We start from the raw sequence: 13807 nt of genomic DNA, 5'->3' as shown, positions 1-13807 counted from the left end.
ATATGTGTGATAGAAAGGGCAAACGCGTGAAAATGCGTTTGCCCTTTGAGATTAATTTTTCAACATATTCTCGACACGAAGTAATAAAAGTTCATAATGTGCTTTATCATCCCTGTGAGCGGAAGCAAGTTTACTTTTCACTAAAGCTTGAGTCTTTTTTAGGATCTTGGTTTGATAAGCCGGAATTTCACTAATCACGTTTATTTTTACTTCATCTTGAAACATGGGAGCCATTTCCCCGAATTTTTTAAGACAAATGGCGGCAACACTTCCCTTGCCGTATTGTTCCTCGATGTCCATCAACCGTGCACGGGTGAAAGGGAAATTGAGTTCGGGAGCTAACCCATACGCTTCTATCTCTTCCATGGATGGTAAAGAAGACACGTTCGCCGTTTTGTCTGTGAAAAAGGAATTTCCTTTTTTACTTTTCTCCACCTCTTTAAGAGCGGCATCAATAATAGCACGCTGAAGTATTTTGTCTTCCAATGTCAATTTGCGCCCTTGAATCGTCGCGGCAAATACTCCTGCATACAAATCATCGTAATATTCTCTGATTGTGTACGCGTCTTTCTCTTTGGCAATGTGGGAAGCCAGTGTAACATTTTGCGGAATGGTTGTCAACAGACTTTTGGATATAGCTAAAGCTATTTTCGACGAGCTATTCGTGTGCAAGTCGAAGTTTTCAGTCAATTCCGGGGCATTAATCCATGTACAATTCCGAAGTTCGCGCAAAATCCAATTCAAGGAATTTTTTTGCACGGAACGAGGCAAAGGCTGTGCCGGTTTCATCGTACCGGCGCCTTCTTTTACCTGTGATAAATGAATCCCGCCAATCTGGTACATCACGTTACCCAAATAACGGAAATACTGGTTAAGAATTTCTTCGTACATTCCGCTTCGGTGACGGGTATCCCCCTTCTCGTCAATCCATTCGTTCATGTGAGAAAGGATATATTTCAGATTTTTTATTCCGTAAGTCCCGGCTTTAACTGGATCGTCGCCCAAATCTTCCTCGAGGCTGCTAGGATCGTAACGTCCGTCGATTTGCTGACGTCCATAACGAAAACGGGGATCATTTGCTTTCTCGTCAATCCACCGTCCGGCAATCTCTACTTCTTCCCACATATTCGTGGCCTCCGGAATAGGCGTGTACAACCACTTGATCACGTATTCGTCATAAACGCCCAAAGCCGGTGGGGTTAATTTTACCCCTTTATCCCCCGGCTGCGCCACGTAATTGTATCGGGCGTAGTCCATGATGGAAGGAGTCGTTCCGTATTTTTGAGTGAATGAAGCGGAACGTAAAGAATCTACCGGATAGGCACTTGAGGCAGCCATGTTATGCATTAATCCTAATGTATGTCCTATCTCGTGAGCGATCACGTATTCAATGGATTCGTCCATGATCTCCTTCGGCATCTTCTTTGCCCTTACCCGCGGGTCGATTTGTGCCGTTTGGATAAAACGCCACTGGTTGTTCAATTTCACGATATCATTATACACGATCACGGAAGCATTTAAAATCTCTCCGGTGGTGGGGTCTACCCAACTCGGACCCATCGCATTGGGTGTAGGGCAAGGAGAATAACGGATACACGAGTATTTTAGATTATCCGGGTCAAAGGTTGTATCATTAACAGGGAAATCATGCACTTGCATTACATTTTTGAACCCGATCTTCTCGAATGCGGGGTTCCACCTTAAAACAGCTTTACGAATGGCCGGTTTCCATTCTTCGGGGAATGTATTATCCACGTACCAGACAATCGGCTTCACCGGTTCAACCAGTTCTCCTCTTTTCCACGCTTCCATATCGGAAGGCTCCAGACGCCAACGGTTAGCTAGCGCGTATCCCCGTAAACCATCTTCCTTCTGAGCCAGATCAATTTTAAAGAATCCTAATAAATTATGCCCGTATGTAGGGAATACCCCGATGCGGGAATCTTGGATTCTGGGCTTCATTTTTCCTTCCGGTAACAAGATCATGGAAATGGTAGAACAGCTTGCTATGTCACCGAGCGAGAAACTCATCATCATGAAATTGATGGAAAGATCGAGATTTTGATATAATTCAATTGAAGCGTTGTCATCAAATACTTTCATCTTGCCGAAGTAAGGTTTTCCGGTCTTACCTTTCGAAATGCTAATACCTTCAGCCCTTGAAAATGGAGATACGTCATCATTCTTGAATAAATCGGTCGCGTTAAATATGACCGCCGTACTATCGGCATTATACGCTTCCATGGGAAAACGCTTGTATTCCATGTCCATGTAATTTTTTTCCAGAGCCTGAAGCATATTCTTGTCATTCGATGTACAAACGGCAAGCATGTTCGGGAAACTGAATACGACGGTTGAATCCTGTAAATCCACACGTAAGTGTAAAGGGTTATTCGTTTTGTATCCGACGTTCGCGAATTGCGGGTTACCGACCTTGGAAAGAGTACTACCCAAAAGAACTTCTTTCCCCATGTTCTTTACAGGATATTCCATGTAAATTTTTTCTCCCTCCCGGTGAAAAGTAAGAAATTCTCCTTTTATTGTTTGTAAACCGGATTTCTTCATGAATTTGTCATACTTACTCTGCGGTTTCTCCTCTTTTTTCTCCACTTGTTCCGTGGATTTCGATTTTTTCTTTTTCCGTTCTGCCCCGTTCGCGAAAAGGCAAGATGCTCCTAGAGCTACTATTAGTAGCACAACATACAGTTTTCTCATTATTAAAGATTTATTTAAAATATAATTGTGTGTTTTACTTTTATTTTTCCGTGTATCTTAATTTCTTGTAATCGATACCCATCTCTTTCAGTGCTTTGGTCAAGAGATCGTATTTAATTTGCATGACTTCATATTTTTTTAATAGGACTTGGAGTTCGTCATCGGGCGTGTCGATCAAGAAACTTATCCAGTAGCCGATATCTTCTCCTTTGTACGGAAACACGGGAATAATATCATAGAATAAAAACATGCGGGGAAATCCTAATTCATAACGAGCTTCCTCTTCATATAAATATTCCAGTTTTTCATCCTGTATAAGTTGACCGTACAGAAGTAAGGACTCTCCGTATTGATAAAATTCATCGGGGATATTGATTCCCTTATCATACATCCCGATATATCTCCATAATGTTTCGTGTAACTTTGAACTGGCTACGGCTTTTTCATTAAAACTCATTTGTCCCAAATCTTGAATAGAAAAAATGCAGAAGTAACGCCCTATACAAGATAAAACTTCTGTTTCAAGAAGAGCCGGATCGGCGATGGCATCATCGGCAAGAATAATACTATACGGGAAATGTTTACGAATAAATTCTTCGGGATACGCATCTAGTACTAATTTTTGCATCATTTCAATCCCTTTCCATAAATGCTCTTGCTCCTGCTTCGGGTAATTGAATTCAAGGGATTCATTTTTTGAACTGAAATTGTACAAGTAATCAGATGAATCCGGATCTGTTATAAAAAAACGGTTGTATTTGTAGTAATATCGTGACACGAAATTCAATACCTTGTCAGTAGAATTTGTATCATACATCTGTACCCTTTTGTAAGGAATTTCTTCGGCAACAATAGGAGCTTCTTCGTAACAATTATAGAAACTGATACCAAGTATGATGATTAATAAGAATTGATAATATTTCATCGTATTCTGTTTTAATTATTTGCTAACTAAGGTTTCAACCCGTTCAAAGTTCTCAATTTCAAAATTCTTGTCTTGAACGTCCAGTGGAAGACTTAAAATGTAATTCGGATTTCCGGCTGTAAGGATATAGGTGTCTGCGGCCAAGGGGGCATTTAGGTCTTGGAATTTATGAGTTATCTCTATTTTCCAACGGCGAATATCGAACCACCTGCAATCCTCGAAACAAAATTCCATTCTCTTTTCCTCCCGCATAATTTTTCTAGCTTCTTCCGGATCATTCGTGTTTTTTTCATAGTCACCTTTTATACGTGAACGGCGAATACTATTTATATCCCTCATCGCTTGTTCGATATTCTCCGTTCCACCTAATTCAATGCAGGCTTCAGCCCGGTTTAGATAAGCTTCTTCTATTCGATAACACCAATCATTGCAACTTCTCGTGAAAGTATAATATTTCTTGGGATAATAGGGTTTGTATTTATCAAAAAATGCTGTAGCCCGAATATCTTCAGCATTATCTTTTTTTACGTATAAATTGCGTAAATCTTGGCTGACTTCCCAATGACCTGCTTCAGAAGTTGATGTTGAAAGAGGACTATTATCACGTCTTCCCCATGAAAATAAAATACTTTTGTTGGAATTATTGTACAAAGTTATTCCATTGGCGATATATTTTGACATGTTTTCCAACGTTTCAATCGTTGCACCGCTTTCTGTTATTAGGGTTGAAGACATCTTCTTGGCATCCTCCCACCTTTTCTGCTGCAAATAAATTCTGGACAGAAAAAGGTAAGCCGCGTTCACGTTAGGTCGGAATATGGAATTTTCTTGATCGCCTGCTTTCAATAAATTGATTGCTTGTAGCAGATCTTTTTCAATCAAGTCGTATACCTCCTGCAATTTTGCCCTTGTATATACTTTTTTCTCGATACTGATTGCCGTGTTAATAGGAACTCCCAACGCTTTCTTGGCTTGTTCTTTATTTTCGTATGGCTCACCGTATATATTTACTAGGTAATAATATGCCAATGCGCGCATGAATGTCAGTTCTCCTAATAGACGTGTTCTTACCCGGTCGTGATCTTCCTCGAATTGGCTGACATCATTTTCCAGAATGTTGCATCTCAGGATTTTATTATAGAAAAACGCCCAGTTATTATCATTTCTTTCTCGTTGTTCCATATCTAACTGGTTGTTTTTTGCCCACGTGAAATAACCGAAAAATTCGCTTCGGCTATCCCTTCTACTGGATGATCCTTCTATGGGTAAGACAACACTCATGATGTCATCCGTCATAAAATCCAACGCCTTCATCTCGCTTCCGCTTGTTTTCTTTATTATTTCTCCATATACCAGTTCGTCAAAGTGTTTTAACTCGCGGGGTATTATTTTATCTTGATCCTTGTATTCAAGGAAATCACTACATCCCATCCAAAGGAAACACAGCGATAATATGTAATATAGTTTATTCATGTTACTTTTATTTAGAAGGTTACATTCAAACTAAAACTGAAATTCTTTTGCGGTGGTATCGAGCCACTACCTAAGGTTACTTGTTCGGGATCCCGTCCTTTTAATCCTTTAGCTTTGATGACAAATGGATTGGAGACAGAGAAACTTAATGATGCTCCTCTCAAAAATAAATGTTTTAAAGTGGAGGCAGGGACATAATAAGATAACGAGAGTGAGCGACAACGTACAAAATTTCCGGATACGACACGTAAGTCACTGTTATTGTAAAAATCATACACGTTATCTCCAATCGTTGCAGCTCCCCCATTGTGGTAATATAATCCGGGGGGAGTTAGTCTTTCGTCGGTCAACCTCGGAATATCAGTATGTTTTTCATCTCCCGGCTTTCTCCAACGAGTTACAAATTCATCAGACATATTTTCACTGGGACCGGGAAGACGACTATTATCCACGTATAGGTCATTTAAACGGACTTTTGAACCGAATTGCATAGCAAAGGAGGCATTTAATGTAAAATTGTAAAGCATAATACTTGTACTCAAACCGCCTGAAAATAGCGGTTCCCGTCTACCACTATAAACCAAAGCACTATTTAAGGCTTCTTCTTGGGATGAAATGATGACATTGCCTTCTTCGTCTTTGGCATATATTCCCAAGAAAGTTGCTTCCCCTCTTTCGTTCAGTCCGCCGTAACGATAAGAATAAAAACTATTTAATGAACGTCCGTTTTTGACAAGAGAACCATCTAGGTATTGGCTAACAATATATTTATCCATTTCTCCCGAGTTGGTCACTTTGTTATAACTTCTACTTGTATTCAAACTTAAATTCCAGCTAAACTTTTCCAAGCGAATCGGAGTGGCGGATATGGAGAAATCCCAACCGGAATTGATTATATTTCCGTCATTGATGGTGACGCTGGTACCCCCGTTGGTTGATTCTATCGTAGTGGAGAGCAATTGGTCTTTTCCTTTCTTGTTATAGTATTCAAAAGTTGCATTTAATTTTTTATTGAAGAAAGAGAAATCTGTACCAATGTTGTAGGATCTTGTTTTTTCCCACCGGAGCCCTCTGTTGGGAAGAGAATTTATGGTACTTTCGTAGTATTGGGATACGGGGTCCATACTTCCGACATTAGCTACCATATTCGGGTTATGAGCTTCGGTTACATTCCCCTGCAGTCCATAAGAGGCATGAATATTTAGTCCTTCCATCCATGTGACATTTTGCATGAAATCCTCGTCGGCAATATTCCATCTACCGGAAACTGACCAAATAGGTAAAAAACGGGCAGATTTATCTTGTCCTAATTTATTGCTGGCATCTCCTCTTATATTTGCGTTAAAAATATACCGGTCGTCATAGCAATAAGAGAAGGATGCAAAATAGGACATTTCATTCTTTTTGCTATCTGAAATTGTGGGGCGGCTATTTTCCAATAGAGTTCCGTAAGCAAGCCATATGCGAGGATTGATTTCGACGCTTTTTTTGCCGCGTTCCGGCAAATAACCTAATAAGGTGGAGGTATGTCCTTCGCTATGTGCGCTGCGCATATCTAATCCTCCCATAAGGCTAAAATCGTGAACGTCATTGAAAGTCTTTTGGAATGATGCGGTAAAACGTGCGGAATAATTGGTATTCTTGTTATCAGAGTTATCCAATTTTCCCCCGAAAGGCAATTCACAACTCGTCGCAAAATTGGGTTCTTTTGCAGGGTCGATTACCGGATAACCGTAGACAAGTCTTCTCAAAGATGATATGGCGTAACTCTCTTCGGTTGCCACATCCTCGCTTGAATTTGAACTGACATTATAAGAACATAAAGCACTTAAACTTAACCATGAAGCTACTTTGTAGCTGAAATTGAATCTTGTATTCAAGCTCAATAATTTGTTTGTTCCGCTCGTGGAATTCAGTTCGTTGAAGATATTGTAAATCAAATTAGGAGTCTTGTAGGGAGTATTCTCGTATCCTGTATCAATTTCATAGAAATTATAGTATCCATCCTCGTCATAGGGAGCAATAGCTCTGGAAGTCGTGTAAGCATATTGAAAGAGGTCTACTGCGGGGCGATTGGTTTCTCCATGAGAGGCACTAAGACCAAAACCGGCATTCATTTTATCATTTATCTTGATGTCGAGATTTGTGTTAAAATTAAACCGTTCAGCGTTTTCTTTCAAAGATGATCCTCTTTCGTTAGAATATCCCACGGAGAAGTAGTAGTTGATTGCTTCATTTGCCCCGGAAACGGATAACGTGTGATTATGGCTAAATGCATTTCGGAATAGATATTTAAACCAATCAGTATTTTGTTCTTTCATTTTCTTTACTTCTTTCTGAAATTGGCTATAGCTAATTTTATTCCCGTACAATTGAACTAAAAGTCCCTCGTATCCCACGGAACCAGTTATTCCGTCATCAACAAACTGTAATCCCTTCTCGACCATCTCTTCGGAAACTTCGATTCTTTCTTTAGAATTCATCAAGTGCATTTGGTTTACTGTCGGACGATGCGTGAACCCCATAGACATACTATACTGGATGGCAGGTTTTCCAAACTTACCCCTCTTGGTGGTAATCATGATTACGCCATTGGCAGCTTTACTTCCGTACAAGGCGGTAGCGGAAGCATCTTTTAATACGTCAATTTGTTCAATATCTTCCGGGTTTATACCCGAGATGGCATTACCTATCAAATTTACTTGATCCATGCTATTCAGTTCTTCCGGCTTAAGGGGAACCGGGTCTTCCAGCACAATACCATCCAGTACCCAAAGAGGTTCGCGGCTTCCCACGATAGTGGAAGATCCACGTATGCGGATTTTCGGGGCGGCACCCACGGTTGAACTCATCTGTAAAACTGCCATGCCGGGAATTTTACCTTGTAACATTTTATCTAATGTTGTTGTAAGAGGCTCCATGATATCCTCCATTTTTACCGTATAGACGGATGACGTCAGCTTCCGTTTGTCGATGTTCTCGTAACCCGTGCGAACGATGACTTCGTCGAGTTCGTTGACGGAGGCTTTCATCGTGACCGTTACGAAGTCGCTTTTGGGGGTGACTTGTTGGGTTTCCATGCCGACGAACGAGAAGATTAGGAGGGTGGCTTCCGGTTTCTCGGGGGAGACGATGGTGAATTCACCTTTGGCGTTGGTAGAGACACCGGTAGTTGTGCCTTTGATGAGGACGGTTACTCCCGGCAGGGGTTCCCCGTTCTCGTCTTTCACGATACCCCGGATTGGGTTTTGTTGGTCAGGAGTGGTTTTCGCGGGGCTGATGATGATGGTTTTCCCGTTGAACCTGTACGTGAATTCCTTTTGAAGAACGAGATTTAGTACTTCAATCAATCCCATTTTCAAGCGGGGAAGTTGTACCATTTTCTTTACCTCGAGTTCATTCTCGCTGTAAAAGACGTCGTACTTCAATTGTTTCGTGATGGCGTCGAAGACTTGTTCAATCATCATTTGCTGTTTCGAGAATTTGACGCTGTCCTGTTCCGGGGTTGTGGCGGCATTCGAGTTGGAGATGCCTGCCAGTAACCAGAAAATGGTACATGCACAGAGCAAAGCTCCTTTTTTTAACCTTTCTTGTAGGTTAAAGGTGTGATCATACGCTTTTTTTTTCATAAATTTGTTCGTTAAAGTGATAATTAATCCTGTACAGCTATTTGCCGTAGCTTTCACAGGTTTTGGTTTTTACAATAAAGGGGGTGCTTTTTTGCCGATAGCACTCCTTTTTTTAGTCTGTTCTACTTACTGTAATTGTCTTGTCTTGAATATTAAAGTGAATATTAGTTGTTTCTTCCAGATAACGTAACAATTGCTCCAAGGGTTGATGTTTGTCGATAGTTCCCCGGAAGGTCATGTCCTTGATCTCCTCGTTCCGGTAAATCATTTTGAAGTCATACCACCGTTCGAGTTTTTTCACGATGTCCTCGAACCGGTAGCCTTTAAAATAGAATTTGCCGTCAATCCATGAGGTGTATAGTTCCGTGTCCACGGTTCTCGTTTCCACGATGTTCGTTTCTTTATGGACGGTCAGTTGTTCAGACGGGTGCAGGATGTCGTTCCGGTCTTGTTGAGTGACCATGACTTTGCCTTCCACGAGTGTCGTGATCCACTTCGAGTCGTCGTTATAGGCACTGACGTTGAATTTTGTTCCCAGAACGGTAATATCCTTGCCCCCGGCGTGAACCGTGAAAGGTGCGGTTGAATCCTTTGCCACTTGGAAAAAGGCTTCTCCTTCCAGATATACTTCCCGGCTGTGGGACGAGAACTGCACGGGAAAGCGGAGCTTGGATTCCGAGTTGATATTCACGCTTGAACCATCGGGGAGTTTCAAGTAGAAATCGGCACCTTTCGGTACGTGCAGTTCGTTGTAACGGAGTTCAATTTCTCCGTTTAGAGAGTCGATACTGTTCCGGTATTGCAATTGTCCGTTCACGCTGTCGCGGGTAAAAGACATGCCCAGTTTTTCGACCTTGATTGTTTTTTGTTTTTTGCTTAGTCTGATTTCTTCCCCGTTTGCCAATACTAATCTTACTTGGGAACATTCGTTTTTTCCCGGTTGCAGGGAGGCAGTTTTTGTTATTTTGGTTTCCGTCGTGTTGTTATACATTAGGTATACGGTAATACCGATCATAAGCAGGGCACATGCCGCGTATTTTATAATGCGAAGTGCTATGAAGCGGTTCGATTTGTTTATGCTTCTGTCTTTTACTTGTTTCCATGCTTTTCCCATGTTGTAGTGGTCGTCTTTCATGGAGTTGGCAGCCCTGTGTATGATGAATTTCTTATTTTTATCCATTTTGGCTATTGATTTACTATAAAGGGCATCAAGAGTCGGAAATGGGTGATTCTGAAAATGACTTTTTTTGAAAAAAATGCGTTTTTTATTTTTGAATCTTTCGACAGTATGCAATAAATACTAGCAACTGGCTGGTATTCTTGAAATAACATCGGATGATGCGATAGGCTTTCGTGATATGTGTTTTCACGGTATTGACGGAGATATTCAGTTCTTCCGCGATTTGTTTGTAGCTTTTTTCGTCGACACAACTCATTAGAAAGATATTGCGACATTGTTGCGGAAGCGAGGCAAGTGCTTTTTTCATCTTTTCTATTTCAATGACTTCTTCTTCCGTGTATTCTGTTTGTTGGAGATTTGCAATGAATTCAGCCAATAGGGGGGAATGCCGTTGTTCCATTAACTGGCGTTTTAAAACTTTTAGAGCGCCATGACGAACGGATGAATACAAATAATGTTTTAATGAAACCTTTATGTCTATACACGAGCGATTGTTCCATAAGTACACGAATACGTCTTGAACGATATCTTCCGCTTTGTCGTGTTCGGCAACAATGCCTTGGCAATAATTGCATAAAGTTTGATAATTCCTTTTGAATAATTCTTCAAAGGCAGCCGTGTTTCCTTCGAGGACATCTTCGCTGTTTATATCATCCCAATCTGTATAATCATCCATAAACGCCGATTTCTTCATATTGTTCACCCGAAAATATTACTATTCGGGATGTGAATTTACAAATATATAATGATTTTAATATTTTGGGTAAACATTCTCTTGTTTTTTTAACCACAAATAATCCATCATGTGGCTAAACAGCCATATTTTGAAATGTTGCGGTTTGTTTTTGTCTAAATTATTGTTAATTATATATATTATAAATTATGATAGGGGATGTTGATGCTTTTTTTTGAAACAAATAATGAATGTGGTGTATCTTGTTGAAAATTAGTTGTTTCTTGTGTGTTGGACAGCTATTTGGTGAGGCGTTTTTTTACTTTTTCAAGTGTTGTTTTTGGAAATTTCCGGATAATAATGCAACAATTTTTATTTTGATCTCGTATAAGGTGTTAAGTATATTTTTTTAATTTGAATATATAATATACCTTTGTATCCATTTTAAAGATAATTAGTTGTGTGTTAGATGTGAAACATAATATAGCGTAGTTTATTGATATGGCAGACGAGAAGATTATTTTTTCCATGATGGGCGTAAGTAAGACTATACCGCCACAAAGAAAGATTATAAAGGATATTTATTTATCCTTTTTTTACGGGGCGAAGATTGGCGTAATCGGTTTGAACGGTTCGGGTAAGTCAACTTTGTTGAAGATTATCGCCGGGTTAGACCCGAATTACGAGGGTAAGGTGATTTGGTCGAAGGAACATTCTATTGGTTATTTACCCCAAGAACCTCAGCTTGACGACACGAAGACCGTGAAGGAGGTTGTGCAGGAGGGGGTGCAGCAAGTGATGGATTTGTTGAAGGAATACGAGGACGTCAACATGAAGTTTGCCGAGCCGATGAGTGACGACGAGATGGATAAGTTGATGGCTCGTCAAGGGGAACTGACCGAGTTGATTGAACACCACGGCGGTTGGGAGATCGACCAGAAGTTGGAGCGGGCTATGGACGCTTTGCGTTGTCCGGAGCCGGATGCCTTGGTGAAAAACCTGTCGGGTGGAGAAAGACGACGGGTGGCATTGTGCCGTTTGTTGTTGCAGGAACCCGATATTTTGTTGCTCGACGAGCCGACGAACCACTTGGACGCGGAGTCGGTAGAATGGTTGGAGCAGCATCTGCACCAGTATGCCGGTACTGTGATTTGTGTCACGCACGATCGTTATTTCTTGGATAACGTGGCGGGTTGGATTTTGGAGTTAGACCGGGGAGAGGGAATTCCATGGGAAGGTAACTATTCCTCTTGGTTGGAACAGAAAACGAAACGTTTGGAGCAGGAGGAGAAGCAGGCAAGCAAACGGAGAAAGACTCTGGAAAGGGAGTTGGAATGGGTGCGTATGGCGCCGAAAGCCCGTCAGGCAAAGAGTAAAGCCCGTTTGAAGGCTTACGACCGGATGATGGACGAGGATGTGAAAGAGAAAGAAGATAAACTTGAAATATTTATACCGAACGGTCCCCGCTTGGGCAACAAGGTGATCGAGGCGGCACACGTGGCTAAGGCTTACGGTGATAAAGTGCTGTTTGATGATCTGGAATTCCAGTTGCCGCCTGCCGGTATTGTCGGGGTGATCGGGCCTAACGGTGCGGGAAAGACTACTTTGTTCCGCCTGATAATGGGTGTAGAGACTCCGGATAAAGGGGATTTTGAGGTGGGACCGACGGTGAAAATCGCTTACGTGGACCAGCAGCATAAGGCTATTGATCCCGATAAAAGCGTTTATCAGGTGATTTCCGGGGGAAGCGATATGATTAATCTTGGTGGACGGGAGGTAAATGCCCGGGCTTATGTGTCCAAGTTTAATTTCTCCGGGACAGATCAGGAAAAGAAGTGCGGGGTTTTGTCCGGTGGTGAACGGAATCGCTTGCATTTGGCTTTGGCGTTGAAAGAGGATGCCAACGTGTTGTTGCTTGATGAGCCCACGAATGATATTGACGTGAACACGTTGAGGGCATTGGAGGAAGGTCTGGAAAACTTCGCGGGGTGTGCCGTGGTCGTTTCGCATGATCGTTGGTTCTTGGATCGCATTGCCACGCATATTCTGGCGTTCGAGGGCGATTCGAAGGTAGTTTATTTCGAGGGAAGTTACTCTGAATACGAGGAAAGTAAGAAGAAGCGATTGGGGGATGTGACCCCGAAGCGTATACGATATAAAAAATTAATCGGATAAGATAACAAGACCGTGCCAAAGAAAAAAGAAAAAAAGATTGTAGATAACGGCTTTGTGCCGGGTATCTACAATTATTGCGACAGATGGTGTGAACGATGTAAATTTCAGCTTCGATGCATGAGTTACACGATGGGAAAGAAGTTGAAGGAAAAGACGAGGGTAAATTTAGGGGAGGAGATGCCTGACGACGACGAATCCGCGTTAGCCCGTCTAAAGAATATTTTTGATTCGACATTTGACGTGTTACGGGAATTGGCGGACGAGCGAGGAGTGGGAATAGAGGATATTTATTCGGCGGAGAAGGTAGACCGTGGATTCTGGGGAGAAGATTACGAGGATTTGGAGGATCAGGATGAGGAAGTGGCAAGGCAGGTGGAGAGTGAGGATATGATGAAATGTGAGCAAATCTATCATTCTTTGGCAGATAAGTGTCAAGAGGAGATTTACCAGTATTTTGAAACGGAAAAAAAGAAAGAGGGTGAGTTTCCGCGGACGCGTGAGGTGGAGGATGCTTTATTGGAGGTGAACTGGTACATGGATTTGATTCGTTCCAAGATGAAACGGGCCCTTTGCGGGTACTTCCTTTACGCGGATAAAATAAACGCCACGCAGGAAGAGGAGGATTACAACGGTTCGGCGAAAGTGACGTTATTAGCCGTTGAGATATCTTGTACAGCATGGACGGTGATACGGGATAACATATCTGACTTTGAGAGGGAGGCATCCCGTATGATTGTATTGTTGGAACAGTTAGAAAATGATATAGAGGCTTTTTTCCCTAATGCCCGTACTTTCAAGAGGCCGGGATTTGATACTTGTGATGTAGTTTGAGAGAAAATATAGTTACGTGTGCCGTTTCCATTCAAATCGGATATTAGAGTTGAGTGGGAACGGTATTATTTTTGTGAATATTTTCAAATATGTGTGTTGAATTTCTTGAAATAAAGAGCATTTTTTGTTGTGATGTTCGTTTGTAAATGTGCCGTCATAGCTTGTTTTGTTAAAAGATATACACTTTTGGTTGATGAAAATGAATA

The 13807-nt window shown here is 41.4% G+C and carries 8 protein-coding genes; 2 read left to right on the top strand and 6 right to left on the bottom strand.

Going from position 1 to position 13807, the window contains the following annotated elements; translation table 11 throughout:
* Window positions 1-51: 51 nt before the first annotated feature.
* The 6 genes from H8S64_RS08865 to H8S64_RS08840 form a co-directional block, all read right to left on the bottom strand.
* Entirely contained in the window at window positions 52-2715 is a 2664-nt protein-coding gene (locus H8S64_RS08865) for a zinc-dependent metalloprotease (protein WP_186975771.1), read from the bottom strand.
* 40 nt (window positions 2716-2755) lie between these two features.
* Window positions 2756-3640, bottom strand: a complete 885-nt coding sequence (locus H8S64_RS08860) for a hypothetical protein (RefSeq protein ID WP_186975770.1) — start codon at window positions 3638-3640, stop codon at window positions 2756-2758.
* Between the two features lie 15 nt (window positions 3641-3655).
* Window positions 3656-5113, bottom strand: a complete 1458-nt coding sequence (locus tag H8S64_RS08855) for a RagB/SusD family nutrient uptake outer membrane protein (protein ID WP_186975769.1) — start codon at window positions 5111-5113, stop codon at window positions 3656-3658.
* Window positions 5114-5124: 11 nt separating this feature from the next.
* A complete protein-coding gene (locus H8S64_RS08850; RefSeq protein WP_186975768.1) occupies window positions 5125-8742 on the bottom strand; it encodes a SusC/RagA family TonB-linked outer membrane protein in 3618 nt (1205 codons plus the stop codon).
* Window positions 8743-8854: 112 nt separating this feature from the next.
* Window positions 8855-9922 carry a FecR family protein gene (locus H8S64_RS08845; protein WP_186975767.1) on the bottom strand — a complete coding sequence of 356 codons (1068 nt, stop codon included), beginning with the start codon at window positions 9920-9922 and terminating at the stop codon, window positions 8855-8857.
* 85 nt (window positions 9923-10007) lie between these two features.
* Complete coding sequence (locus tag H8S64_RS08840; protein ID WP_186975766.1) at window positions 10008-10598, bottom strand: RNA polymerase sigma-70 factor; 591 nt, start codon at window positions 10596-10598, stop codon at window positions 10008-10010.
* A gap of 498 nt (window positions 10599-11096) precedes the next feature.
* Between H8S64_RS08840 and ettA the strand changes: the two genes are divergently transcribed.
* Together ettA and H8S64_RS08830 are read left to right on the top strand one after the other, a co-directional pair.
* Entirely contained in the window at window positions 11097-12770 is a 1674-nt protein-coding gene (gene ettA, locus H8S64_RS08835) for an energy-dependent translational throttle protein EttA (RefSeq protein ID WP_099293021.1), read from the top strand.
* A 12-nt stretch (window positions 12771-12782) separates the two neighbouring features.
* Window positions 12783-13601 carry a hypothetical protein gene (locus H8S64_RS08830; RefSeq protein ID WP_141560976.1) on the top strand — a complete coding sequence of 273 codons (819 nt, stop codon included), beginning with the start codon at window positions 12783-12785 and terminating at the stop codon, window positions 13599-13601.
* Window positions 13602-13807 lie beyond the last annotated feature (206 nt).

Source organism: Butyricimonas hominis (genome assembly GCF_014287455.1).
GTDB lineage: Bacteria > Bacteroidota > Bacteroidia > Bacteroidales > Marinifilaceae > Butyricimonas > Butyricimonas muris.
The sequence above is the reverse complement of the archived record's forward strand: the minus strand, read 5'-3'. Positions and strand labels throughout refer to the sequence as shown.

Bases quoted from the DNA above. Each gene is read 5' to 3' on its own strand.
- H8S64_RS08865 (WP_186975771.1), bottom strand. From the start codon at position 2,715: ATGAGAAAACTGTATGTTGTGCTACTAATAGTAGCTCTAGGAGCATCT.
- H8S64_RS08860 (WP_186975770.1), bottom strand. From the start codon at position 3,640: ATGAAATATTATCAATTCTTATTAATCATCATACTTGGTATCAGTTTC.
- H8S64_RS08855 (WP_186975769.1), bottom strand. From the start codon at position 5,113: ATGAATAAACTATATTACATATTATCGCTGTGTTTCCTTTGGATGGGA.
- H8S64_RS08850 (WP_186975768.1), bottom strand. From the start codon at position 8,742: ATGAAAAAAAAAGCGTATGATCACACCTTTAACCTACAAGAAAGGTTA.
- H8S64_RS08845 (WP_186975767.1), bottom strand. From the start codon at position 9,922: ATGGATAAAAATAAGAAATTCATCATACACAGGGCTGCCAACTCCATG.
- H8S64_RS08840 (WP_186975766.1), bottom strand. From the start codon at position 10,598: ATGGATGATTATACAGATTGGGATGATATAAACAGCGAAGATGTCCTC.
- ettA (WP_099293021.1), top strand. From the start codon at position 11,097: ATGGCAGACGAGAAGATTATTTTTTCCATGATGGGCGTAAGTAAGACT.